This window comes from Streptomyces sp. NPDC019937 (assembly GCF_040631655.1).
Classification (GTDB): Bacteria; Actinomycetota; Actinomycetes; order Streptomycetales; family Streptomycetaceae; genus Streptomyces.
The window spans coordinates 38,838-64,241 of the sequence record NZ_JBEYAL010000031.1; the positions used below are offsets into that span (position 1 = coordinate 38,838).

At 74.4% G+C, this 25,404-nt stretch carries 19 protein-coding genes; 11 read left to right on the forward strand and 8 right to left on the reverse strand.

Annotated elements, in window-relative coordinates:
• Positions 1-120 precede the first annotated feature (120 nt).
• The 8 genes from ABZ562_RS28210 (at position 121) to ABZ562_RS28245 (ending at position 11,365) form a co-directional block, all read left to right on the forward strand.
• Positions 121-2,697, forward strand: coding sequence for an FtsX-like permease family protein (locus tag ABZ562_RS28210; RefSeq protein ID WP_361484863.1), 2,577 nt, complete (start codon positions 121-123; stop codon positions 2,695-2,697).
• Between the two features lie 82 nt (positions 2,698-2,779).
• Positions 2,780-3,547: an ABC transporter ATP-binding protein gene (locus ABZ562_RS28215; protein ID WP_234356890.1), complete on the forward strand. Its 768-nt coding sequence runs from the start codon at positions 2,780-2,782 to the stop codon at positions 3,545-3,547.
• A gap of 2 nt (positions 3,548-3,549) precedes the next feature.
• A complete protein-coding gene (locus tag ABZ562_RS28220; protein ID WP_361484866.1) occupies positions 3,550-6,117 on the forward strand; it encodes an FtsX-like permease family protein in 2,568 nt (855 codons plus the stop codon).
• A 129-nt stretch (positions 6,118-6,246) separates the two neighbouring features.
• On the forward strand, positions 6,247-7,392 hold the full coding sequence (locus ABZ562_RS28225) for a radical SAM protein (protein WP_361484868.1): 1,146 nt from the start codon (positions 6,247-6,249) through the stop codon (positions 7,390-7,392).
• A complete protein-coding gene (locus ABZ562_RS28230; protein WP_361484870.1) occupies positions 7,389-8,369 on the forward strand; it encodes a radical SAM protein in 981 nt (326 codons plus the stop codon). The genes ABZ562_RS28225 and ABZ562_RS28230 overlap by 4 nt, the downstream gene beginning before the upstream one ends.
• 33 nt (positions 8,370-8,402) lie before the next feature.
• Entirely contained in the window at positions 8,403-9,095 is a 693-nt protein-coding gene (locus ABZ562_RS28235) for an iron-containing redox enzyme family protein (RefSeq protein WP_361484872.1), read from the forward strand.
• Between the two features lie 109 nt (positions 9,096-9,204).
• Positions 9,205-9,405, forward strand: a complete 201-nt coding sequence (locus ABZ562_RS28240) for an aroma-sacti cluster domain-containing protein (protein WP_039937244.1) — start codon at positions 9,205-9,207, stop codon at positions 9,403-9,405.
• A 124-nt stretch (positions 9,406-9,529) separates the two neighbouring features.
• Positions 9,530-11,365: a BTAD domain-containing putative transcriptional regulator gene (locus ABZ562_RS28245; protein ID WP_361484875.1), complete on the forward strand. Its 1,836-nt coding sequence runs from the start codon at positions 9,530-9,532 to the stop codon at positions 11,363-11,365.
• Between the two features lie 20 nt (positions 11,366-11,385).
• On the opposite strand, the gene ABZ562_RS28250 is transcribed toward ABZ562_RS28245, so the two are convergent.
• From ABZ562_RS28250 to ABZ562_RS28275, 6 genes are read right to left on the reverse strand one after another with little or no spacing between them, the layout of a single operon-like run.
• Complete coding sequence (locus ABZ562_RS28250; RefSeq protein WP_361484877.1) at positions 11,386-12,075, reverse strand: GAF domain-containing protein; 690 nt, start codon at positions 12,073-12,075, stop codon at positions 11,386-11,388.
• A complete protein-coding gene (locus tag ABZ562_RS28255; RefSeq protein ID WP_361484879.1) occupies positions 12,076-12,897 on the reverse strand; it encodes a S8 family serine peptidase in 822 nt (273 codons plus the stop codon).
• Positions 12,894-16,040 (reverse strand): adenylate/guanylate cyclase domain-containing protein, encoded by a 3,147-nt coding sequence (locus ABZ562_RS28260; RefSeq protein WP_361484986.1) that lies wholly within the window; start codon positions 16,038-16,040, stop codon positions 12,894-12,896. The genes ABZ562_RS28255 and ABZ562_RS28260 overlap by 4 nt, the downstream gene beginning before the upstream one ends.
• A gap of 55 nt (positions 16,041-16,095) precedes the next feature.
• Complete coding sequence (locus ABZ562_RS28265) at positions 16,096-17,625, reverse strand: MFS transporter (protein ID WP_361484881.1); 1,530 nt, start codon at positions 17,623-17,625, stop codon at positions 16,096-16,098.
• On the reverse strand, positions 17,625-18,308 hold the full coding sequence (locus ABZ562_RS28270; RefSeq protein WP_361484883.1) for an iron-containing redox enzyme family protein: 684 nt from the start codon (positions 18,306-18,308) through the stop codon (positions 17,625-17,627). The genes ABZ562_RS28265 and ABZ562_RS28270 overlap by 1 nt, the downstream gene beginning before the upstream one ends.
• Positions 18,305-19,396, reverse strand: coding sequence for a radical SAM protein (locus ABZ562_RS28275; protein WP_361484885.1), 1,092 nt, complete (start codon positions 19,394-19,396; stop codon positions 18,305-18,307). Before ABZ562_RS28275 ends, ABZ562_RS28270 begins: the two co-directional genes overlap by 4 nt.
• 208 nt (positions 19,397-19,604) lie before the next feature.
• Between ABZ562_RS28275 and ABZ562_RS28280 the strand changes: the two genes are divergently transcribed.
• The 3 genes from ABZ562_RS28280 to ABZ562_RS28290 are packed head-to-tail and all read left to right on the forward strand — an operon-like array spanning position 19,605 to position 21,505.
• Complete coding sequence (locus ABZ562_RS28280; RefSeq protein WP_361484887.1) at positions 19,605-20,294, forward strand: FCD domain-containing protein; 690 nt, start codon at positions 19,605-19,607, stop codon at positions 20,292-20,294.
• Positions 20,291-21,124 carry an ATP-binding cassette domain-containing protein gene (locus ABZ562_RS28285; RefSeq protein WP_361484889.1) on the forward strand — a complete coding sequence of 278 codons (834 nt, stop codon included), beginning with the start codon at positions 20,291-20,293 and terminating at the stop codon, positions 21,122-21,124. The genes ABZ562_RS28280 and ABZ562_RS28285 overlap by 4 nt, the downstream gene beginning before the upstream one ends.
• A 39-nt stretch (positions 21,125-21,163) precedes the next feature.
• On the forward strand, positions 21,164-21,505 hold the full coding sequence (locus ABZ562_RS28290; protein WP_361484891.1) for a YciI family protein: 342 nt from the start codon (positions 21,164-21,166) through the stop codon (positions 21,503-21,505).
• A gap of 161 nt (positions 21,506-21,666) precedes the next feature.
• On the opposite strand, the gene ABZ562_RS28295 is transcribed toward ABZ562_RS28290, so the two are convergent.
• Entirely contained in the window at positions 21,667-22,764 is a 1,098-nt protein-coding gene (locus tag ABZ562_RS28295) for a lytic polysaccharide monooxygenase (protein WP_361484893.1), read from the reverse strand.
• A 132-nt stretch (positions 22,765-22,896) separates the two neighbouring features.
• Complete coding sequence (gene treY, locus ABZ562_RS28300) at positions 22,897-25,308, reverse strand: malto-oligosyltrehalose synthase (RefSeq protein ID WP_361484895.1); 2,412 nt, start codon at positions 25,306-25,308, stop codon at positions 22,897-22,899.
• Between the last annotated feature and the right edge of the window lie 96 nt (positions 25,309-25,404).

Genomic DNA, 25,404 nt, shown 5'->3' on the forward strand with positions numbered 1-25,404 from the left:
CCCGCGAACCGGTCCGGACCAGCCGACACGAACGGCCCAGTCGGACAGACGGTGGACAGAATTCGGACAGACCGCCGGAGGATCCTGCCTAGACACCCCTGGGTCGACACGAATCACGACATGAGGAGCGCCGTGCTGCGGCTCGCCTTCAGTACGCTTCGCGCCCGGCGTTCCCTGTTCGCGGGGTCACTCGCGGCGGTGACGCTGGCCCTGATGCTGCTCACTTCCGCCGGGATCCTGCTGGAGTCCGCGCTGCACGGCCATGGCGAGCCGAACCGCTTCCACGGGGCGTCCCTGGTGGTCGTGGGCAACTCCGACGTGGGTCTGGACGGGAAGGAGCACCGGCCCGGGTTCGGCGACGTGGAGGCGCCGCTGGTGCCGCGCCCGCCGGTGCCGGCCCATCTGGTGGAGCGGGTGCGCGGCGTCGAGGGCGTCCGCTCGGCCGTCCCCGACCTGGCCTTCTACGCGCAGGCGGTGGGCTCGGACGGCAGCCCGGTCACTCCCGAGCAGGGCACCCGGTCCTACGGCCACTCCTGGGCGAGCGCGCGCGTCACCCCGTACACGCTGCGCGCGGGCCGGGCCCCGGGAGCGGACGGCGAGGTGGTGGTGGACGCGGCCACGGCGCGCCGCGGGGGCCTGCGGGTCGGCGGTCCCGTGACCGTGCTGACCGGGGCCGAGGGCCGCCGTACGTACCGGCTGAGCGGCATCGTCGCCGGGCCGCGCGCGGGGCTGACGAAGGATCAGTCGGCGCTGTTCTTCGCGCCGGACACCGCGGCCCGGCTCGCCCCGGAGGGGAGCCGGGTGCACGCGATCGCGGTGACGACCGCCGCGGGCGCCGATCCGGGCGCGGTGGCCGGCCGGGTGCGCGCGGCGCTCGGGGCGGGCCCGGCGGTCGAGGTGCTGACCGACACCGGTGAGGCGGAGGTCTCCTCCAGCGACGTGCTCTTCATCGACACCCTGGTCTTCGTGGTGTCCATGGGGTCGCTGGCGGTGTTCGTCGCCCTGTTCGTCATGGCGGGCGGCTTCGCCTTCGCGATCCTCCAGCGCTACCAGGAGATCGCGCTGCTGCGGGTGATCGGGGCCACACCACGTCAGATCAAGCGGATGCTGGGCTGGGAGACGCTGCTGGTCGCGATCGTCGGCGCGGCGATCGCCATCCCGGCGGGCGCCGCGCTGGCCGGGCCGCTGGCCGACGCGCTGGTCTCGCTCGGCATCGCGCCGCAGGAGCTGACGGTCGAGGTCGGGCCGTGGCCGCTGGCCGGGGCCGCCGTCGCCGGGCTGGTCATCACCCGGCTCGCCGTCTGGTCGGCCGCCCGCCGCGCCGCCCGGGTGCGCCCGGCCGAGGCGCTGCGCGAGGCGGCGGCGCCGGAGCGGCGGATGCCGCGGTCGCGGCTGCTGACCGGGCTGGCCTTCCTCGTCTTCACCGGGCTGTTCCTGGCGTTCGGCATCTCCATGGGCGGGGTGTCCGGGGCGGGGCTGGCGTTCGGGGGCGTCCTGACGCTGCTGATCGCGGCGGGCGCGCTCGGCCCCGCCCTGGTCCGCCCCCTCACGCCGTTCGTGGGAGCGCTCCTACGGGCCTTCTCGCGGCGCACCGGGCAGCTGGCGCTGGCCAACACCTCGGCCGCGCCGCGCCAGGTCGCGGCCGCCGCGGTGCCGATCGTGCTGATGGTCGGCTTCGCCGTATCGGCGCTGTTCATGCAGACCACCCAGCAGAGCGTGGCGGCCGACTGGGCGGGGCAGCGGCTGACGGCCGGTCATGTGCTGCTGCCGCACGACGCGGAGGGGCTGCCGCCGGGCGTCGCCGAGGACGCGGCGCGGCTGCCGGGCGTCACCGCGGTCTCCTCGACCAGCACCGCCTGGGTGCGCACCTCGGTGCACACCGACGAGGCGGAGAGCGTCACCGCGCGGGCGCTCGGCGCCGACGCGCACGTGACCCACGCCCTGGACATCCACCTGAAGGACGGCGATCTGCGCGGGCTGACCGCCGGGCGGGCCGTCGCGGTCAGCGAGGAGCAGGCCAAGGAGTACGGCTGGAAGACCGGCGAGCGGATCCGGCTGCGGCTGCCCGACGGCACCCGCAAGGAGCTGACCATCGGCGCCCGCTTCGACCGCTCCCTCGGCTTCGCCGACCTCGTCGTGCCCGCCGCCGTGCTGCGCCCGCACACCCCCGACCCGCTGCTGGACGCCGTCTACCTGATCACCGGCCCGGACCACCGGCCGTCCCTGGACCGGGACCTGGCGCGGCTGACCCAGCGCTGGCCCTCGGCCCGGGCGGCCGACCGCGCCCAGATGCGCGAGGCCGGAGCGGCGGGCGCGGTGGAGGAGACCTGGCCGGTCTATCTCTTCAGCGCGCTCATCGCCGCCTTCACGGCGCTCGCGCTGGCCAACACGGTCGTCATGGCGACGCTCGTGCGGACCGGGGAGTTCGCGATGCTCCGGCTGATCGGGGCCACCCGGCGCAACGTCCTGGCCCTGGTGGCCTGGGAGAGCCTGGTCGTCGCCGGCTGCGGGGTGGTGCTCGGCGCGGCGGTCGCCGCGATCGTGCTGTCCGCCACCAGCATGGCGCTGACCGGCGGCGTCCACATCAGCGGCCCGCCCGGTTTCCTCCTCGCCGCGGCCGCGGGCGCGGTGGCCCTCGCGCTCGCCTCGGCCCTGGTCCCCGCCTGGCGGATGCTGCGCGAGCGGCCCGCGCGCTGAGCGAAGGGGGCGGGTGGTGGATGACCCGCCCCCACCACCTACGGAGGACGCGAATGAACCACCACGGAGAGGAAGACATCTGATGACGCTGCCGGATCAGACGGCGCGCATGACCCCGCGGGGCGCGCTCCCCGCCATGCGGCTGGAGAACGTGACCAGGCGCTACGGCCGGGGGGACGGCACGGTCCACGCGCTGCGCGGCGTCACCGTGGCGCTGCCGCCCGGGTCGTTCACCTCCATCATGGGCCCGTCCGGCTCGGGCAAGTCCACCTTCCTGCGCTGCGCCGCCGGTCTGGACCGCCCCACCTCCGGCGGGGTGTTCCTGGGCGACACCGAGATCAGCAGGCTGCGCGAGCACAAGCTGACGCTGCTGCGCCGGGAACGGATCGGCTTTGTCTTCCAGTCGTTCAACCTGGTGCCGTCCCTGACCGCGAAGGACAACATCCTGCTGCCGTTCCGGCTCGCCGGGAAGCGGCCGGACCGCGACTGGATGCGGGACGTGGTGCACCGCACCGGGCTCACCGAGCGGCTGGGCCACCGGCCCGCCGAGCTGTCCGGCGGCCAGCAGCAGCGGGTGGCCGTCGCCCGCGCCCTGGTCACCCGGCCCGAGGTGGTCTTCGCGGACGAGCCGACCGGCGCCCTGGACCTGTCGTCCGGCCAGGACGTGCTGCGGCTGCTGCGCGACGTCGTCGACGGCACGGGCCAGACGCTGATCATGGTCACCCACGATCCGGGCGCCGCCGCGTACGCGGACCGGGTGCTGTTCCTCGCCGACGGCACCCTCGTCGACGCGATGGAGAACCCGACGCCGCAGCGGGTCGCCGACCGCATGGCCCGGATGGGGGCCTGACGGTGCTGCGCCTCGCTCTCGGCGGAATCCGGCACCATCGGTACGGATTCATCGGCGCCCTGTGCGCCTCGGCCCTGGCCGCGATGCTGCTCGCCGCGTGCGGAGTGCTGATCGAGTCGGGGCTGCGGGCCGTCCCGGAGACGGACCGCTTCGGCGCCACGGCGGCCGTCGTCCGCATGGACCCCGATCTCGTCGTACGGACCGGATCCGGGCAGAACGTCGACCATGAGCACTACCCCCTGGACCAGCCGCCGCGGTTGAGCCGTCAGGCCGTCGAGGCGGTGCGGGCGGTCGGGGGCGTGGGCCGGGTGGTCGCCGACACCCCGTTCTACGCCCAGGCCGTCGGCCCGGGCGGGGTGCCGCTGGCCGGGCCGGAGGACGGGCCCGCCCAGGGCCACGCCTGGGAGGCCGCCGCGCTGACCCCGTTCGGCTTGCGCTCGGGGCGGGCGCCCGGCGCGGACGACGAGGTCGCGGTGGACGCCTCGGTCGCGGCCCGCGCGCACCTGAGGACGGGCAGCGCCGTCACCGTGGTCACGGACTCGGGCACCGAGCGGTTCCGGGTCTGCGGGATCGCCGCGCCGCGCGGCCGGGACGGGCTGCCCGACCAGTCGGCGCTGTTCTTCTCCGCGGCCACCGCCGAGCGGCTGTCCCGGTCCGGCGGCGAGGCCGCGGCCGTGGGCGTCTTCCCCGCGCGGGGCGTGGACGCGGGCGAGCTGGCCGGGAAGCTGAGGAAGGCGCTCGACAAGCCGGGTACCGACGTGCTCACGGGGGACGCACGGGCGGAGGCCGGGGCTCCGGACACCACGCGGCAACTGGACGACGCGACGCTGCTGTTCGGGCCGATGGCCGGATTCGGCGGCTTCCTCGCCGTCTTCGTGCTCGGCGGCACCATCGCCCTCGGCGTCCTCCAGCGCACCCATGAGATCGCGCTGCTGCGGGCGGTCGGGGCGACGCCCTGGCAGGTGCGGCGCATCGTCACCTGGGAGACCGTGCTGGCCGCGGTCATCGGGCTGGTGCCCGGGTTCGCGCTGGCGGTGCCGCTGGCGAAAGTGGTCCTCGGGACGCTGCGGGACCGCGGCTCGGTGCCGTCCGCGTACCAGCTGGTGATCGGGCCGCTGCCGTTCCTGATCGCGGCGGCCGCGACGCTGCTGCTCGCCCTGCTCGCCGGGGTCTTCGCCGCCGGGCGGGTCGCCCGCGTCCGGGCCGCCGACGCGCTCCAGGAGGCGGCCGCGCCGCGCCGGATCATGCCGGTCACCCGGCTGCTGCTGGCGCTGGTGGCGCTCGGCGGCGGGATCGCGCTGTTCCTGGCCACCCAGCACATCGGCGGCGAGGTCGGGGTGGCGTTCCAGTACCTGGTGGTGATGCTGCTGATGGGGGCCGCGGTGCTGTTGGGGCCGCTGCTGACCCGGGTGCTGGAGCCGCCGCTGGGCGCCCTGGTGTCCTGGATCGGCGCCACCGGGCGGCTCGCGCACGCCAACTCCCGTACCTCGGTGCGGCGGGTGGCCTCGGTGGCCTCCGCGCTGATGCTCACCACGACGATGGCGTGCACGGTGCTGCTGGTCACCGGGTCGCTCAACCGGATCACCGCCGAGCAGACCGACCGCCGCACCCGGGCCGATGTGGTGCTGCTGCCCCGGGACGCGCCGGGTCTGCCGCCCGATGTGGCGGCGGCGGCGCGCCGGCTGCCGGGCGCGGAGGCGGTGGCGGCGACGCGTTCGACCACCTTCGTCTCGTACGTGCTGGGCACCCCGGACGTGCTGGGGGCGCAGGCGCTGGACCCGGCGGCCGCGGCCAAGGTGCTCGACCTGGGTCTGCGGGAGGGCTCGCTGGCCGGCCTCGCGAAGGACGGCACGGTGGCGGTCAGCCGCACCCACGCCAAGGAGCACTCGCTGCACGTGGGCGACCGGCTGCGCGGCTGGCTCGGTGACGGTACGAAGGTGTCGCTGACCGTCGGCGCGGTATTCGACCGGCCGCTGGGACTGGGCGACATTCTGCTCTCCGAGCACTATCTCGCCCCCCATATGCACCAGAAACTGGACGACTCGGTGCTGGTGCGGGCGAAATCCGGTGAGGAGAAGCGGCTGCGGGAAGCGGCCGACGCGCTGGTGCGCGACCATCCGACGGCCAAGGCGACGGATGTCGGGGAATACGCCTCCGCCACCCGCACCGCCCTCGCGCAGAACACCACCGGCACCTATCTCGTACTGTCCGTGCTGGTGATGTTCACGGCGGTTTCGGTGGTCAACGGGCTTCTCATGGGAACGGCCGAGCGGGCGCGGGAGTTCGCGCTGCTGCGACTGCTGGGCGCGAGCCGGGGACAGATCAGCCGCATGCTCTATCTGGAGACCTTCATCGCGGTCCTGATCGGTGCCGCGGTCGGTACGGCCATCGCCTGTGCGGGCCTGGCGGGGGCCAACGGGGCGCTCACCGGGTCCATGGAATTCAGCATTCCCCCCGGGGGCTACCTCCTGGTGCTCGCGGGAGTGGCCGCGCTGGCCCTGGTGTCCACGGCACTTCCGGCCGCGCTCGCCCTGCGCAATCGGGCGGACGGTGCCCTTCCGGCGGCCTGACGCTTTTTACCGCCGAACTAGAAAACCAGTTCGCAACCGGCACGAAAGTTCGATTCAAGGCCGGCGCCGCATCATAGAAAGCGCAACACCCAATGAGCCGTCACAGGAGGGGGATTCCTGGTGCACCTCATGGAGATCTTGCGTTACCGACCGGTGCCGGCCTCGGCCGTGTTTTTCGGTATCACCCGAAGGTGCCCGCTGCACTGCAAGCACTGCTCCACCAGCTCCATGCTGGACAGTGAGGAATATCCGGAAGAGATGTTCCGGAAATTCGCGGAATCCTTCACCCCGGAAAACCGCCCGGAGTTCGTGCTCATGTCCGGGGGCGAGGCCCTGCTGCGGCCGCGCCTGGTGCGGGAGATCGCCGAACTGGCGCGTGCCGCCGGGTCCCGCTCCCACGTCCTGTCCGGCCTCTACTTCGCGGACCGCGGCCGCATTCCACGGCCGCTCAAGCGGGCCATCGACGCGGTCGACCACTTCTCGGCCAGCCTCGACCGCTTCCACGAGGAGGAGGTGCCCCGGGCCTCGGTCTTCCGGGTCCTGCGGGAGCTGCTGGACGAGGGCAAGGACGTCAGCCTCCAGCTGACCGGCCTCGGGCCGGACGATCCGTATCTCGCCGACATCACCGCGGAGGTGCGGCGGGTCTTCGACGACCGGGTGCCGATGCTGGTGGCGCCGATCAGCCCGCACGGGCGCGCCGACGCCTGGCTGCTCAAGCGCGTGCCGCTGCCCAGGTCCACCGTCGACCCCGCGCCCTGCGCGGTCTCCGCCTGGCCCGTGATCGGCTTCAACGGGCAGGTGACGGCGTGCGGCAACCAGGACGTGATGGACGGCAAGGTACCGCTGCCGCCCCACCTCTACCTGGGCCACATCGCCCGCGACGACTGGCCCGCCATCAAGAAGCGCGCGCTGGAGAATCCGATGGTGCGGGCGATCCGCGCCACCGGACCCGAATACCTGATGGACCGCCACGGCAGCCTCGGCGCCGAGGCCAGCAGCGGCGGCAACGGCGGCAGCATCGCCGACCGCGGCTGCGGCAGCCCCGGGTACTGCGAGACCTGCTGGGTGCTCTCCAAGGACAGCGCCGTACCCCGGGCGGTCCGGGAGCTGGCCGACCGGCCCGCCACCCGGCTGATCGAGCGCCAGACCGAATCGCTGCTGGTGGAGGCCGGACCGCTGGCCTTCGCCCGGAGTTACGGCATCGCCAAATACGCCGACCTGGTGTCCCTGGGCCACGATCCGTCGCGCAGAACTCCCGCGGGGAGCCTGGTGTGAACCGGCTCGGCCACCGGGAGGTGCTGGCCATCCGGCGCACCCGGGGCGCCTCGGTGCTGCTGTTCATCACCGACCGCTGCCCGGTGGGCTGCGCCCACTGCTCGGTGGACTCCCGCCCGGACAGCCCGAGGATCACCGACCACGCGCTCTTCGCCTCCATCGTCGACCGGCTCGCCGCCCTGCCGGAGGTGCGGATGGTGGGCATCTCCGGGGGCGAACCCTTCGTCGAGCGGCGCGCCCTGGCCCTCGCGGTCGCGCGGCTGGCCGCCGCGGGCAAGCATGTGGTGCTCTACACCAGCGGCTTCTGGGCCCGCGGCGACCACGCCCCGCAGTGGATCCACCGGGTCCTGGAGCGGTCGGCGGCCGTCTACCTGAGCACCGACGCCCACCACGTGGCGAGCCAGGGGCCCCAGCGGTTCCGGAACGCGGCGCGGGTGATCGCCCGGCACGGGCTGCCGATCGTGGTCCAGGCCATCGACGAGGGCGACACGCTGGACCGCACCCGCGAATCGCTGGCCGAGGCGCTGGGCCCGGACTGGGCCGACCACGCCGAACTGGTGCCCACCCACGGCCTTCCGCACGGCAGGGGCGCCGGGCTGTACGACCGGCCGGTGCGGCACTCGGGGCGCTCCTTCGGGCCCTGTGACGTCGTGGACGCCGCGGTGGTGCGCTACGACGGCCGGGTCACCGCGTGCTGCAACGAGTCCGTGATCATGGGCGCGGGTCCGGCGGCGCTGCGCCGGGACTGCGCGGACGGCTCCGAAGTGGCGGCCGCCGTCACCGGCTTCACGAACGACTCCTTCTTCACGGCGCTGGGGTCCGTCGGACCGGGCCCGCTCACCGCCCTCCCGGGCTTCCATGACCTGGCCGACCGGCAGTTCTCGTCCATCTGCGGACTGTGCTGGACGATGACGAAGCGCAGGGCCGAGGGAGAAAGCGACCGGATGCTGGCGGCGATCGCCACCCTGAATTCCTAATCCACGGGAACATCACGGAAAAGACGATCTCATATGACACGGCACAGCCAGGCCCTGCGCGCCAAAACCGGCCTTCTGCTCCCCCAGCTCATGGCGACGACCCGCAGATTCTGGAATTCTCCACGGCTGAGCGAGCTGTATCCCGAATACCTCTGCATGCTGCACAGTTCCATTCGCTCGACGGTGCCGCTGATGGAATGCGCGCTGACCCGCTGCGGGGAACTGGCCGGCGACGATCCGGTCGCCGCGGCGCTCATACCGTACTTCACCCGGCATATCCGCGAGGAACAGGGCCACGACGAATGGCTCCGGCAGGACCTCGCGGCGATCGGATGCGATCCCGACGAGCCGCTGCGCCGCCTTCCGTCCGCTTCCGTGGCCAATCTGGTCGGCGCCCAGTATTACTGGATCCAGCATTATCACCCGGCCTGTCTGCTCGGCCACATCGCGGTCCTGGAGGGAAATCCGCCGTCCGCGGAGCTGGTGCCCGAGCTGATGCGCCGCACCGGATTCCCACGGACCGGTTTCCGCACCCTGGAGCGCCATGCCGCGCTCGACGTCAAGCACCGCGACGAGCTGATGCGCACCCTCGACGAGGCGCCGCTGACGCCGGACCTGGTCACGGCGATCGGGCTGAGCGCACTCCACTCCATCGACGCCGCCAACAACGCGCTCGCGGCGGTCATCGATGCCACGACGGTTCCCATGACGATCGCCAACGCCTAGGTCCGAGGAGGGACATGGGGGACGGGAGCGGCAGATCGCCGCCCGAACAAAGAGGCAACGGCGCGACGGAAAAGTTTCTCTCACTCACACCCTACGAAGGAGATTCACCATGTCGTTCGACGCGCTCAAGGAACTGGCCGCCGCGGGGCACAACTTCAAGGGCGCCAACCCGCAGCAGCTGGAGGCCATCTCCTCCCTCAGCCAGGAGGAAGTGACCCTGCTCAACTCCATCAAGCAGCGCCTGGACTCCGCCGAGGACGTCGTCCCGCACGGTGTGGACGCCCCGCTGAGCGGTGCTTTCGTCTGGTAATCGACCGGACACCGTGATGAAAAGGGCCCAGGCGGTGTACCGCCTGGGCCCTGCGGCCATTGCCCAATACCACCGATTCGCTACGTAACGGGCACCAAAAAGACGGGGAAGGAAACGCGGGGATATGCAGTTCAGTGTGCTCGGCCCGCTCATCGCCACGACAGCGACGGGATCCGTAACCCTGGGTCCGCACAAACAGCAGCTTCTGCTCGCCGCACTCCTGTGCCGGCCCGACCAGGTCGTCTCCGTGGACCACCTGGTCGACGCCCTGTGGAACGAGGACCCGCCGAAGAGCGCGGGGAAGAACATCCAGGTGTACGTGCACCATCTGCGCCGTACGCTCGCGGCGGCCGACGAGACGGCCCGGGTCGTCCACCAGCGCCCCGGCTACCGGCTGGCCATCGATCCCGAGAAGATCGACACGGTCCGCTTCGAGCACACCGTCGACCTCGCGCGCCGCGCGGCCACCGCGGGCGATCCGGCCCGCGTCGACCGGCTCACGGGCGACGCCATGGCGCTGTGGCGCGGCCGCCCCTTCACCGGTCTCGAGGGGCCCGCCCTGCTGGAGGACGAGGCCGCCCGCCTGGAGGAGCGACGGCTGTCCGCGCTGGAGGTGCTGTTCACCGCGCGGCTGGGCCTCGGGCTCTACCACGAGGTCCTGGAAGAGGTCGAGCCGCTGATCCTGGCCCACCCCTACCGGGAGCAGCTGCGCGCCCAGTACATGCAGGCCCTGCACGGGGTGGGGCGGCAGAGCGACGCGCTCATCGCCTTCGACGACGCGCGCCGCCTGTTCTCCCTCGAACTCGGCCTGGAGCCGGGCACGGTCCTGCGCCGGCTGCAGCAGGACATCCTCGCGGGCACCTCCCCCACCCCCGCGCCGCGCGACTCGCTGCACGCCGCGCCACCGGCCGCGGCCGCCCCCGCCGGGCGGGACACCGCCGCCGTCCAGCTGCCGCCCGGCCTCGCGGACTTCACCGGCCGGCGGCGCGAACTGGCCGAGCTGCTCCCGGCGGTGAGCGCCCATGCGGCCGAGGCGCCCGCGCCCTGGCAGGTCACCCTGGTCACCGGCCGTCCGGGGGTGGGCAAGTCCTCGCTGGCAGTGGCCGCCGCGCACGCCGCCGAGGGGGCGTTCCCGGGGGGCCGGTACTACGTGGACCTGATGGATCCGCGAGGCCGCCCCAAGGACGCCTCCCAGGCCCTGGCCGAACTCCTCCAGGAACTCGACCACGCGGCCCCTCCCCTGTGCGAGCTGAGCGAACTGCTGTGGCGGTACCGCGCCCACGCCGACGACGCGGAACCGGCCCTGGTGGTGCTCGACAACGCCACCAGCGCCTCCCAGGTACGGCCGCTGCTGCCCAACTCGCCCGTCTTCACCACCGTCGTCACCAGCTGCACCCCGCTGGCCGGGCTGGACGGCGCCCGGGTCGTGGAGCTGGACCCGCTGCCCCCGGAGGACTCGCTGGCCCTGCTGCGGCACATCGTCGGCGCCCAGCGGGTCGCGGCCGAACCAGCGGCCGCCCGGCGCATCGTGGAGGCGTGCGAGGGGCTTCCGCTCGCGCTGCGCATCGCGGGCGGGCGGCTGGCCGCGCACCGCCGCTGGCCCATGGAGGGGCTGGCGGACGCGCTGGAGTCACCGGACCGGCTGGACGAGTTCACGGTCGGGGACGTCGATCTGCGCAAGCGCCTGATGCGCGGCTACGCGGCCGCCGGGGAGGCCGACTGGTCGGCGGTGCGGCTGCTCGCCCACGAGGGGGAGTTCTCCTTCCGGGAGGCGCTGCACCGGCTCGGCGCGGGCCCCGCGGAGGCCCGGCGGGTGCTGGGCAGACTGCTGGACGCCCAGCTGATCGGCTTCGCCCCCGACCCCGGCCCGGACGGCCACTGCCACTTCCGGCTGCCCCGTCTGGTGCTCGACCTGGCCCGCGACCAGATGCGGGCCGACGTGGAGCTGCTGGGGCTGTAGGAGTCCGGCCCGGCGGCTGGTCACCCCTCCCCGCTCAGCAGCTCTTCGAGCGACCTGACCAGCCGCCGCCCGGCCTCGCGCCGTTCGCCGCGCAGCGCGGCCAGGGCCCGCGCCAGCCCGTCGACGTCCGGACCGGCGACGCCCGGACCGTCCGTGCCCGGACCGTCCGGACCGTCCGCGCCCGGTGCGCCGGGCCCGTCCTCCGCCGGGCGGGTCCGGCGGCCGTGCCGTACCAGCCGCAGCGCCACCGACGCCTGCGCGCTGAAGAGCGCCAGCAGGTCCATGGCCGCCAGGGTGGTCCGTATCTCCCGGCTGCGGTCGAGGACTTCGAGGACGCCCAGCACCTCGTCCCCGTGCAGCAGCGGCGCGGCCATCAGCGCCCGGGGGACGTAGTCGGTGGACTCGGCGAGGTCGCGGGCGAAGCGCTCGTCCTCGTCCACGTCGTCGACCTCGATGGGCTGACGGGACTGCAGCACCCAGCCCGCCACCCCGCGCCCCGCCGGGAAGCGGCGGCCGACGAGGTCGCCCTCCCCCTTGCCGGACACGGCCTCGAAGACCAGGGCGCCGTCCGCCTCGTCCAGCAGGAAGATGGAGCTGGCCTGGGCCTCGAAGATCGCCCGCGCGGTCTCCACCACGGACTGCAGCAGCAGCCGGTGTTCGGCCCCGGGCTCGTACCGCTCGTGCTGCGCGTGGTGCTCGTACGCGGTCATCTAGGCCCTCCTGACGTTGGCCGAGGCGAGGAAGAGCGCCTGCTTGACCTGGAACGGCGTCATGTCCGGGTGCTTGCCGAGGATCCGGGCGCACATCCCGGCCACGTGCGGGGTCGCGAAGCTGTTGCCGGTGCAGCGGCGGGTGGTGCCGCCGGGCCAGGCGGCGGGGACGCGGACGCCGCGGGCGAAGAACTCCACCGGCGGGGCCGGGTTGTAGAGCAGCAGCTCGGAGCGGTCCTCCTCGTGGCTGCCCACCGAGATCACCGAGGAGAACCGCCACGGGAAGCTCTCCACCGGCATGTTGTGCGCGGAGGCGACGAGCAGGCTGCGGCCGAAGTAGGCGCGGTCGGCGATCTCGTGCAGGGCCTGGGCGAACTCCCGCCGGGTCGTGGACAGGCTCATGTTGATCACGTCGTAGCCCTGGTCGACCGCCCAGCGCACGCCCTCGATCAGCGCGCCCCCGCTGCCCCGGTAGCCCGAGCGCAGCACCTGGACGCTGTGCAGTTCGCACTCCGGGGCCATCATCCGGATGATCGACGCGCAGGCGGTGCCGTGTCCGCAGGAGTCGCCCCCGGTGTCCGCCACGACCTCGTTTCCGCCGCGGGCCGCCTCCCGGACCGTGTGCGACGACGCGACGGGGCCCACCGAGGGGTGGCCGACCTCGACCCCGCTGTCCAGGACGCACACCCGCACGCCCCGGCCGTCGGCGCCGCCCCAGGCCCATTCGGCCCCGCCCGCGCCCGCCCAGTCGGTGCGGACCTCGATCTCGGCACGGTCGCGGCCGAGGAGGCTCCAGGTCAGCCGTGCCCCGGTGGCCGTCATCCGGTGCCGCCTCCCAGCGCGGCGGCGAACGCCGCGGCCCGTTCCGCCCCGACCAGATGGCCCTTGGCGGTGAAGTGGCGCCGCGCCTCAGCGGCCGCCGCCACCGCCTCGGGCGCGCGGCCGAGCGCGGCGGCGGCCTGCGCCCGGTCGAACTCGGCACCGGCCAGGCACACCGGCGAATCGGTCCCGCGCGCCGCGTCCAGGGCCGCCGCGAGGTGGTGGGCGGTGGTGTCCGCGTCGCCGTCCGCCGCGGCCAGCCGGGCGCGTATCCCATGGACGTCGGCGGCGGCCGCGGGCAGCGCGTCGAGGTCGGTGTCGAGCAGCCCGCCGACCAGCCGCGCCACCTCGTCCACGGCGCCGCCCCGGGAGAGCAGCACCCGGGCCAGATCGCGGGTCGCGGTGGCGTGCAACTGCCCGTCGCCCAGCCGCTCCAGCTCGGCGCGGGCGGCGCGCAGCAGCCGTATCGCGTCGTCCCAGCACCCCGCCGACTCCTCCACCGTGGCCTGGAAGAGGTGGACGGCCGGTACGGCGAAGAGGTGGCCGAGGTCGCCGAGGGTGCGCACGGCGTCGGCGAGCAGCCGCCGCGCCTCGGTGTGCTCGCCGCGCATCGCCAGCAGGGCGGCCATCGGGCAGGACACCGTGGCTCGCGCCATCCGGCGCCCGGCGAGCAGATCGTCCAGGGACCCGGCGCAGCGGCGCAGCGCCACGGGTGCCGGTTCGGGGCCCAGCCACAGGGACACGGCGAGCGCGCCCAGGCTCCCGGCGCGCTCCAGACCGGCCCCGGCGCGGACCGATTCGTGCAGGGCGCGGGTCAGATAGCGGGCGGCCTCGCCGTGCCGGCTGCGGCTCTGCCGCTCCTGGCCGATGGCCAGCCAGGCGCGGGCCAGGCCGAGCGCGTCGTCCGACGCGGTGAAGACGGCGACCGCGTCGCGGGCCGTGTCGAGGACGGCGCCGAAGCCGTCCGCGCCCGGCTCCAGATAGACGAGCTGGAGCCGGACCCGGGCCTCGACGCCGCGGTCGCCCGCGGCGCGCGCGTCGGTGAGCAGCTGCCGCAGCGCGCCGACCGCCTCGGCCGCGTCCCCGGCGGCCAGCCGCGCCTCGGCGAGGGCGGTCCGTACGGCGAGACCGGTGTGGGGCTGGGGTTCCGGGAGGGCGTCGGTGAGGGCGAGCGCCCGGCGCAGCAGGTCGACGGCCCAGCGGACGTCGCCGCGGCCGAGCGCCGCGGTGCCCGCCGCCGCGAGGTGGCGGGCGGCGCGGGCGCCGGTGCTCCGGGCCGTGGCGTCGGCGGGGCCCAGGTCCAGCCGCAGCCGGAACGCCTCCTCCAGGTGGGTGCCGATGGTGTGGTGGTCGGAATGCTCCCCGGCGTGCTCCCCGGCCCGTTCCTGGTTCTGCTCCTGGGTCTGCTCCTCCGGGGCGTGTTCGGCGCGGTATTCCGCGAACCGCTCGTGCTGCCGGGCCCGCACCAGCTTGGACATGCCGCTGTAGACCTCGTCGCGGATCAGCTGGCTGACGAAGCGCCAGCGGGCCGCGCCGGGCTCCGCCGGGGCGGGCGCTCCGGCGGCCTCCAGGAGGCGGCGGCGCACCAGCGTGCGGACCGCGTGCTCGACCGGACCGTCCCCGGCGGGCAGCAGCGCGGTGAGGTCGGCGGCCGTGAACTCGGCGCCGGTGACGGCCGCGCACTCCAGCACCGCCCGTTCGGCGGGCTCCAGCCGGTCCAGCCGGGCGGCGACGACGGCCCGCACCGACGGGGGTACGAAACGCGGGTCGTCGCTCTCGCTGACCATTCCCACGATCTGCTCGACGAACAGCGGGTTGCCCTCGGAGCGGTGCACCAGCCGCTCCACGATCCGCTCGTGCGCGGCGGCGGCCGTGTGCGGGACCACCTCGGGGTCGTGGGCGCCGTCCGGCTCGTACAGCCGCAGCACCAGTTCGCGGCAGTCGTCGGCGGCGAGCGGCGGCACCACCAGCGCGGTGGCGTTGAGCTTGCCGCTGCCCCACTGGGGGTTGCGCTCCAGCAGCTCGGGCCGGGCGACGCACAGCAGCAGCACCGGCGCGCCCTGGACCCAGTCGGCGAGGTGGTCGAGCGCGCCGAGCAGGTCCTCGTGCGCCCAGTGCAGATCGTCCACGACGGCGACCAGCGGGCGTGTGCCCGCCAGCGCGGTGCACAGCAGTTGCAGGGCCCAGCGGGTCTCGCCGAAGGAGGTGCCGGAGACGCCGGTGCGGGCGAGCCGCGCCAGCGCGGTGGCCGCGTCCCGTTCGGCGTCCCCGCCGCCCAGCACCTCGGCCAGCCGCGCCCGGGGGTTCGCGCCCAGCGCCTGGGTCAGCAGGGGTGCGAGCGGGGCCAGCGGCCCGGCGCTGCCGTACGGCGGGCAGTGGGCGCCCGCGACGAGCGCGCCGTCGCGTTCCGCCTCGGCCGCGAACGCGCGGGCCAGCCTGCTCTTGCCCACGCCCGGGTCGCCGAACAGGGTCACCAGGTGGCAGGAGCGGTCGCGCACCACCCGGGCGAACGCCATGCGCAGCTGGGCCAGTTCGTCGCTCCGGTCGACCATGGGGACGCCCGGCGGCCCGGCGAGCGTCCGCGTCTGCGGCCGGATCCCGGTCAGCCGCCAGGCGGGCACCGGCTCGGACTTGCCCCGTACGGTCAGCGGCTCCACTTCGGCGGTCTCGGCGTGTGCCGCGATGAGCCCGTGGGTGTCGGCGCCGATGAGGATCTGCCCGGCGGGGGCGTGCTGTTCGAGCCGGGCGGCGACGTTGACCGCCTCCCCGGAGACCAGGGCGTGCCCCGCGTCGGCGGCGCCCGAGGTGACGACCTCGCCGGTGTGGATGCCGATGCGCACCGCGATCCGGGCCCCGGTCTCGCGCTCCAGCTCCTCCCCCGCCCCCTCGACGGCGGCCAGCATGTCCAGGGCCGCGCGGGCGGCGCGCAGCGCGTCGTCCTCGTGCACGACGGGGATGCCGAAGACGGCCATGACCGCGTCGCCGATGAACTTCTCCACGGTGCCGCCGTGCCGCTCCAGGCAGGAGCGCAGCAGGTCGTAGTAGCGCAGCATCACATGGCGCAGCGCCTCCGCGTCGAGCCGCTCGCTGAGCGCCGTGGAGCCGACCATGTCGCAGAAGACGACGGTGATGGTCTTGCGGCTCATGTCGTGCACGGCGCCCCCTTCGTGATGGCGGCCGACGGGTCGCGGCGGGCCGGGCTCAGAAGAGGACCCCGCCGATGATGGGCTCCCCGCTGTGCGCCTCCACCTCGTCGGCGGTGGCGTGGAGCCGTAGCTGTACGGAGATCAGCAGGTCGGCCTCCTCGTCGCTGAGCCCGTGGAGCGCGTCCCGCTGCCCCGGGGTGAGTGCGTCGACGGGGAACCCGGCGGCCCGCAGGGCGTCCAGGCGCTGTGTGTCCGGCATGGTGTCGGCCCTCCCGGTGGGTGGTGGGGGTTGTTCGTCGTCCCGGTGCGGGTTCGGGTGCTCGTTCGGGTGCTCGCCCCGGCGCCGTACGCGCGTCCCGTACAGCCAGACCACCGCTCCCAGCGCCGCGAGGGCGGGGCCGGCGGTCAGGAACACGAAGCCGACGCCCGCCCAGTCGGCGAGCGCCGCGCCCAGCGGCGGGGCGGCGAGCTGCAGCAGCACCGGGAAGGCGTTGGCGATCGCGGTGACCCGGCCGGTCAGCTCCGGGGGCGTCTCGCGGTGCAGTACGTACGGGAAGACGACCATGATCCCGGCGGCGGCGAAGCCGAGCACCCCGGCGATCGGCATCCACAGCCAGACCATGCCGTGGGCGTCCAGGCCGAGCCCGGTGCCGATGCCGCTGACCGCCGCGCCGACCACGATCTGCGCCACGCCCAGCACCACGAACGGCCCCGCCCGCATGACCCGCCCGCTGATCGCCAGGGTGCCGAGCGCCGCGCCGAGCCCCACCGCCGCCACCACGTAGCCCAGCGACGATTCGCCGACGCCCAGTTCGCGCATGGCCAGCGGGGAGAGGGTGTCGAAGGTGAGGACGAGGAAGAGGGTCGCCGCGACGCTGCCGATCAGCGCGATCAGCGCGGGGGTGCGGGCGATGAACCGCATCCCCTCGGCGATGTCGGCGCGCAGTCCCGTGCGCGCCGTGGGCTCCTCCGCACCGTCCGGCGCGGCCGCCTTCGGGTCCGGCCGGGGTGGCAGTCGTACGGCGGACAGCAGGGCCGCCGAGACGAGGAACGTCGCCGCGTCCACGATGAACGCCGCCCGCACCCCGAAGGCGGCGATGAGCAGCCCGCTCAGCGCCGGTCCCGCCACCTTGGCGGCCTGGTTGGTGAAGACGGTGAGGGACATCGCGGAGAGCAGATCCGCCTCCGGGACGACGGAGCGCAGCGTGGACTGGTGGACGGGGTTGAACAGGGCCCCGAACGACACCTTGCACACCACGAGCACCAGCAGCACCGGCAGATCGGGCGCGGCGAGATAGCCGAGCGCCAGCCCCGCGCGGATCACATCGCAGCCGACCAGCACCCGGATCCGGTCGCTCATCCGGTCGGCCAGCGCCCCGGCCACCGGGGCGAGCGCCACCATCGGAACGGCCACCGCCACGCTGAGCGCGGCGAGCGCGCCCGCGCCGTGGCCCCAGGTGTAGGTGAGGAGGACGACGAGGGCGAGATAGTCCAGCCAGTCCCCGACGCTGGAGATGGCCTGGCCGCCGTAGAGCAGGCGGAAGGGGCGGTGGCGCAGGGCGGCGGTGAGCGAGAGCCGGTCCATCACGCGCTCCCCGTGAACCGGTCGGCGAGTGCGCCGAAGGCGGCCACCAGCAGCTGAACGGTGTTCAGGGCGGACACGCCCACCGCGCGCCGCAGCCGGGTGTCGAGCGGCAGGGTGTCGAGCAGCCGGCGCAGGGCGTCCCGGTGGCCGGGGTCCTCCTCGGCGTGGCGCGCGAGGGTGCGGAACGCGGCGCGCGGATGCCCGGTGCGCGCGCGTAAGTGCTCGGCCGCCCGGGGGTGCGGAGGGTCGCCCTCCAGTACGGCGATGTAGCCGAGCAGACAGACCGGGTGGAGCTGCCGGATCCAGAAGTACTGGGCGCCCGCCAGCGCCGCCACCGGCGCGGGCGGAATCCGCCGCCAGGGCTCGCCGGGGTCGTGGCCGAGGGCGGCCAGGTCCTCGCACACCCAGCGGTCATGGCCCCGCTCCTCGGGGATGTGGCGCGCCCAGTACGGCACGAGCGCGGCGGCCACCGGGTCGGCCGCCCGGTCGGCCAGCTCCCGGCTGCGGGCGGCGGCGGCCTCCATCACGGGGACGGTCGCGCGGATGATCTGGTGCGTCAGATGCAGGTATTCGGGATAGACGGCGGCCGGGTCCGGCACCGCCCAGACCCGGGCCAGGGTGGTCCGCAGCCCCGGCCGCAGCAGCCCGATCCTGGCGTCGAGCGCGGCGCCCGCCGGGGTCATGAGGCACCCGTTTCGTGTCCGAGAGCGGCAAGCTCCCGATACCCCTCGGTCCCGTAGCGCCGCAGGAACGCCTCCGCCCCGCCCTCGCGCACCACCTCCTCGAGCCGCCGCTCCACCGCGCGCACCCCCGGCCGCTCCAGCAGCGCCCCCACCCGGGCGGCCGTCCCCGGCTCGCCCAGGGTGGTCACGCACGCCGCGCAGTAGCCCTCGCAACCGGCGCCCGCGAGCGAGGCCAGATGGCGCGGGCCGAAGGCCCGGATGCCGCGCAGCAGCGGGCGGCTGCGCTGGCGTGCGCGGATCGTCGCCCAGTCGTCGCGCGCGATGTGCCCGAGCCGCAGATGGGCGGGGAGGCGGCCGAGGGCGGCGGCGTCGACCACGTCCTGGTTGCAGCAGGCCGCCACGGTCCCGTCGAAGCACACCACCGGCCACGCGGCCAGCGCGCAGGGGGCGGGCACGCTGCGATGGGCGACAGCCTCGGGGACCGCCCCGGGGCGGGGCAGCCACGTACGGGCGCGCCCGGCAGCACGTACGACCGTGACCAGGATCGGCACCCGGTCGTCCAGCTCCCGGCGGATGTCCTCGGTGGCCCGCCGCAGATACGGATCGTCGGGCGTGAGCCCGGTGAGCTGGACGCTGACGTCCTTGCCCTCGTCCAGCAGCCGCCGCAGGACGCGCAGCACGGCGGCGCGCGGCACCCGGCGTTCGTGGAAGGCGTCGACGCTGGCCGCGAAGTGGTCCACCGCGTCGACGGCCCGCCGCACCGGTGCGGGCACCCGGCCCCGGGCCGCGAAGAACATCCCGGACAGCAGCTGGGTCCGGCCCCCCACCTCCCGTACCCGCTCCGCGATCTCCCGCACCAGCTCCGGCCGCAGCAGCGGTTCACCGCCCGTCAACAGGACGTACGCGGGGCGGTCGCCCGGGGTGAATGTCCCGACGAAACGCTTCAGCACGGCGGCGTCGATCTGCTCGCTCCCCATCGTGGAGGCGGTCGAGCAGTGCGCGCAGGCGAGCGGGCAGCGCCGGGTGACGGTCAGCAGGACCGCGGCCGCCGGTTCGGCACGGGCCGCGAGCAGATCGAGCAGATGCACGGGACCACTCCCCCCGGTTCCGGCCTGTGGTGTCTCCCCCGAAGACAGCTTGGGCCCGGTCGCTTGGGCGCCGGTTTGCGGGCGGTTGCACACCTCTTGCGCCCTCCGGTGCGGCCTCGGAGAGCCCCGATTCCTCAGACGTCTGAGGACTTCTGTTAGAGTCCACGACGCCATCGGACCTGATCAACAGCCCGCCGGGAGGGACGAGATGGCGAAAGCCCCACAGCTGCGGCACGGGCGCGTGGTGCCGCAGGTCGAAAGCGCCCTGCGCGCGATGCTCGCCGAGGGACGCTGGCGACCCGGCCGGCGTCTCCCCAGCGAGGTGACCCTCGCCGCCGAACTGGGCGTCGGCCGCTCCTCCGTGCGCGAGGCCGTCCGGCTGCTGGCCCACGACGGCCTGCTGGACGTACGCCACGGCTCGGGCACCTTCGCCGCCGAGGAGCCGCCGGAACCGCGCGACGTACGGCAACTGCTGCGCCGCGCCCGGCTGCTGGAGGTCTACGAGGTCCGCCGGGCCCTGGAGGTGGAGGCCGCCCGGCTGGCCGCGCGGCGGGTGCGCCCCGAGGACATCACCCGGCTCACCGAGGACCTGAAGCGCCGCCAGAAGGCCGCCGGAGCCGGGGCCGCCGCCTTCGTCGACGCCGATCTGGACTTCCACCGCACGGTCGTGGAGCTGTCCGGCAACGCCGTGCTGCTCGGCCTGTTCACCTCCGTCCTGCCGGTGCTGCGCGAGGAGCTGGTCGAGATGGTCGTCCACGAGACCGGGCTGCCCGATCTGACCTGCGCCCACACGGCGCTGCTCGACGCCCTGGCGGACGGCGACCCCGACGCCGCGATCGCCGCCACCGTGAAGAACCTCGAGTCCGTCATGACGCTCATCGCCGAGGAGGCACGATGACGACCGGCGCCCCCGTCCTGAGGGCCGACGACGTCGATGTGGTCCGCGACGGCACCCCGCTGCTGCGCTCGATCTCGCTGACCGTCCGCCAGGGCGAACACTGGGCCCTGCTCGGCCCCAACGGCGCGGGCAAATCGACTCTGCTCGGGCTGCTCGGCGCGCACGCCCACCCCACCCGGGGCACGGTGGAGGTGCTGGGCCGCACCCTGGGCCGGGTCGACCTGCGGGAGCTGCGCGCGTACGTGGGCCACGTGGACCCCCGGCATCCGCTGCGCTCCCCGCTGCGGGCGCGGGACGTCGTCCTGACCGGGCTCACCAACACCGTCGAGCCGGTCCCCCGCCGCCATCCCGGCCCCGCCCAGCGCGAGCGGGCCGAGCGGCTGCTGTACACCCTGGGCATGGCCGGCAAGCTCGACGCCCGCTGGCCGACCCTCTCCCAGGGGCAGCGCGGCCGGGTGCTGATCGCCCGGGCCCTGATGCCCCGCCCCCGGCTGCTGCTGCTCGACGAACCCGCCACCGGCCTCGACCTGGCCGCCCGCGAACAGCTGCTGGACAGCCTGGACGCCCTGCGGCTCGCCCACCCGGAACTGGCCACGGTCCTGGTGACCCACCACCTGGAGGAGCTGCCCGCGTCCACCACGCACGCGATGCTGCTGCGCGGCGGACAGTGCCTGGCGTCGGGCGACGTGGACGAGGTGGTGACCACCGACACGATCACCGCGTGCTTCGGCCACCCGGTCCGCATCACCCGCGCCGACGGCCGCTGGACGGCCCGTACCGTGCGGCCCCGCAGCGCACCGATGAGTTCGGGCACGGCCGGGAGTCGGTAAGGGTGAGCACTCCGCAGGCAACGAGAGGAAGGCCCTGTCATGGCGACATTCGTGACCATCGGATACGGGGACCAGGACGGCTACGACCGCACCGACCCGGCGGTACGGGACGAGGCACACGCGCATGACGCCCGCATGGCCGAGGCCGGGGCCGTCATGGGCATCGCCGGCTCGCCCGTGCGGGTGCGCAACCACGACGGCGCCCGCACGACCGTGGAGGGCGGTTCCTTCATGTCCTCGGCCCTCCCCGTGGCCGGGTTCGGGATCATCGAGGCCGCGACCCTCGAGGAGGCCGTCGAGCTCGTGTCGAAGACCCCGTGCGCGGTCGCCCAAGGCGTGGTCGAGGTCTGGCCGTTGCGGGAGACACCATCGCCTCGGTGATGCCCGTGCCGACGGGACGTCGTGGTGATGTTGCGGTGGCACCGGGCAGGCCATGGCCGGTCTGCCGTCCGGAGGGGACGGGGGCGGCAGACCGGCTTTGTGAGGTGCACCTGACAGATTGCGAGCGGATCAGGGGCACGCGGTCGGTGCTTCGGGGCGGGTCAGTGCACCATGCACACCGGGGCGGGCGCGGTGTCCGGGGAGCCGCCGCTGGCGGCGTAGCCGAAGGTGGTCGAGGCCCCGGCGGACAGGGAGCCGTTCCAGTCGGCGTTGGTGACCGAGGCCGCCGTGCCGCTGGTGGTCAGTTTGCCGTTCCAGGCGCTGTCGACCCGCTGTCCGGCGGGCAGGGTCCAGTCGACCATCCACGAGGAGATGGGCGTGGCGCCGGAGTTGGTCACCGTCACCTCCGCCTGGTAGCCGCCGTTCCAGGCGCTGGTGGTCTTCTGGGTCGCGGTGCACTTGGAGGTCGGCGGGTCGGTGGGGTCACTGCCGCCGGAGGTGGCGCCCGGGACCGTCACTTCGCCGTTGCCGCCGTCGAAGACCACGTCGGAGCAGCTGTAGAAGGTCTCCTGGCTGTCCGAGCGGGTCCAGACGGTGTAGATGATGTGGCGTCCGCTCTTGCCCGAGGGCAGGGTGGCGTTCCACGTGTACTTGCCGTCGACCGTGCCGACCGGGCCGGACTGCGGCGGGTTGGTCACCGTGTCGAACGGCTGGTCCTCCAGGTCGTTCCAGGTGAGCGGCTTCGTCGGGTCGATCGGGTTCTTGGTGACGTAGCTGCGGAACGAACCCGGGTGCGCGGCCCAGGCGTTGTACGAGAACTGCATGGTCTTGCCGGAGGTCAGATGGGTCACCGGCCAGTCCTTGCTGCCCAGGTCGAAGCCGGAGAAGTCGTAGACGGTGGCGGCGCCGCTGCACAGCTTGCCGTCGGGGATGAAGCCCTTGGTCCGGCCCGCGCCGTCCGAGCGGAGCACCGCGAACCAGTTGTAGAACGGGGTCGCGCCGCTCTTGTTGAACGCGGCCTTGCAGGCCGGGTTGGTCGGCTTGACCTCACCGCTGCTGGACAGGCTGTACTTCCAGCACAGATAGGTGCGGCTGCCGGGCGCCATGGGCGCGCCGTGGGCGGAGGCGCTGCCTCCGGAGAAGAAGACGAGGCCCAGGGCGGGCAGCACGGAGAGCAGTACCAGCAGGACGGATCTGCGGGCGCGAGGGCTGCCCGGCGGGCGTGGGGGGCGTGCGGGGGCCAGTAATCGTCGAGCCATTGCGCTGGTCTTCCCTTCGACGTGACCGGGTGAGGAACCGTCGGCATGGGAGCGCTCCCAATTTCCTTGTGAACGTAGCGCGCGGGGGTGTGACTGTAAATGCTTCAGGACACGAACACGCGCGCCCCGGCCTCAGTCACGGACCAGGAGGGCCACCGGGAGCCGGTCCAGCAGCTCGGCCAGCGGGGTCGCTCCACCGGCCGCCCGGCCGGTCAGCAGGTCCCGCCAGTGGCCCGGGGGCAGGGGCAGCCGGGTGCGCGGGTCCCAGCCGCCCGCCTCGGCCAGGCGCCGGGAGAGGCGGGTGGCGACGGTGATCGCGCCACCGCCCCCGCCGCTCGTGCCGTCGTGACGGAGGAAGGCCACGCAGTGGGGGGACGCCGGTCCGGCGGCGATCAGGGGGGTGTAGTCGCTTCCGGGGCCGAACCACGACGGGTGGTCCCGGCGCAGCCGCAGCGCGGCCCGGGTGAGCAGCAGCTTCTCGGCGGACAGCTCGTCAGCGGCGTGGCCGTCCAGCGCGGGCGGGCGGCGGTTGTCCGGGTCGACCAGCGCCCGGTAGGCGCGCTCGGTGTCCATGTACAGGTCGGGCACGCCCGGCATGGTCAGGTGCAGCAGGGCCGCGCCGAGCGTGTTGACCCGGGCGGGGGCGGCGATGTCGGACGCGAAGGCGTCCAGCGCCGCCCACGGCGCGGCCTCCAGGTAGGCCGTCACGGCGTCCTCGTAGGCGGCGTTCTGCTCGGTCCAGGTCGTGTGCAGCCCCGCCTCCCGTACCGCCTTGAGCATCGCCGGTACGAGCCGCTGGGCGTCCGCGGTGCCCAGGCCGAGCGCGGTCTGCCAGGCCGTCCAGGCGAGCTGCGGGTCGGGGGCCTGCGGCCGCGCCGGATCCGCCGCTTCCGCCAGCAGCCGGCCCCACCGGGCCGGGGACTCGGTGAGGGCGGCGATCCGGGCCCGTACGTCCGCGCTGCGTTTGGTGTCGTGGGTGGACAGCACGGTGCCGGTCGTGGGCCAGTCCCGTAAGAGGCGGGCGGCGAAGGCGTGGAACTCCTCGGGGGAGACGGCCGGGTGCCCGGGGTCGCCGCCGACCTCCGCCGCCGAGAGCAGCGGGGTGTAGCGGTAGAAGGCGGTGTCCTCGACGGACTTGGCGCGCAGCGCGGCGGCGGTCTGGGCGAAGCGGGCCAGGAAGTCGCGGTGGTCCGGGCCGTCGCCGAGCCTGCCGAGGGCCGCGTCCCGTACGGTGTCCACCGCCCGGGCCTCCGCCTCGACCGTGCGGGCCGTGGCCGTGAAGGCCGTACGGGCGTCCCGCGCGGCCCGGTGCAGCATCGCCGCGTCCGCCTCCGCCGCCGGGGCGCCGACCGTGGCGTACGGGCGGTAGACCGGCAGCCGTACCAGCAGCGCGCGGATCGCCGTGCGCAGCGCCCAGGGCGCGTGGTCGCGCAGCGGGGGCGAGGCGGCGCAGATCCGGGAGGCGGTGCGGGTCAGGCGCTCCACCTCGGCGGCCAGTTCGTGGCGGACGACGTGCCGGGCGGCGCTGCGGACCGTGGCCGCCCAGTCGCCGCCCTCGTCCGGCGGGGCGGCGGTGAAGGAGCGGTAGGTGGCGGTCAGCTTCTCCAGCCCGTCCGGGTCGACGAAGAGGCCGTCGATGTGGTGCAGCGCGTCGTAGCCGGTCGTTCCGGCGACGGGCCAGTGGGCGGGCAGCGGTTCGTCCCGGGCGAGGATCTTCTCCACGACGGTCCAGCGGCCGTCGCCGCCCGTCGCGGCCCGCACCGCCTCGTCCAGCGTCCGCAGATAGCCCTCGGGGTCGGCGAGGCCGTCCGGGTGGTCCACCCGCAGCCCGTCGAGCACCCCGTCGCGCACCAGGTCCAGCAGCGTGCGGTGGGTCGCGTCGAAGACCTCCGGGTCCTCGACGCGCACCGCGATCAGCTCGGAGATGGTGAAGAAGCGGCGGTAGTTCAGCTCGGTGCGGGCCAGCCGCCACCAGCCGAGCCGGTACCACTGGGCGTCCAGCAGTGCGGCCGGCGGCAGCCGCTCGGTGCCGGGCCGCAGCGGGAACTCGTGGTCGTAGTAGCGCAGCACCCCGTCGTCCCCGGGCCGCAGCCGCTCCCACTCCTCGCCGAGCGGCCCGCCGAGCACGGGCAGCAGCACCTTGCGGCCGTGCTCGGCCCAGTCGATGTCGAACCACCGCGCGTAAGGCGATTCGGGCCCGTCCCGCAGCACCTCCCACAGCGGCCCGTTGAGCCGTTCGGGCACGGGGACCGCCATGTGGTTCGGCACGATGTCGGCGATCAGCCCCAGGCCGTGCGCCCGGGCCGTGCGGGCGAGGGCGCGCAGCCCCCGCTCGCCGCCCAGCTCCGCCCGTACGGCGGTGTGGTCCACGATGTCGTAGCCGTGCGTCGACCCGGGGCGGGCCTCCAGCACGGGGGACAGATGCAGATGGGAGACGCCGAGCGAGGCCAGATACGGCACGGCCCGCTCGGCGGCCGCGAAGGGGAAGCCGGGCTGGAGCTGCAGCCGGTAGGTGGCGGTGGGCGCGGTGCGGTCAGCCGTCATATGAACGTACGTACCCACAAGGGGCCGCTCAAGAGATGCCGGACCCCCATCCGGGCGCACGCGCTCGCCGGCATGACAAGCCGACCGGGCCGGTGC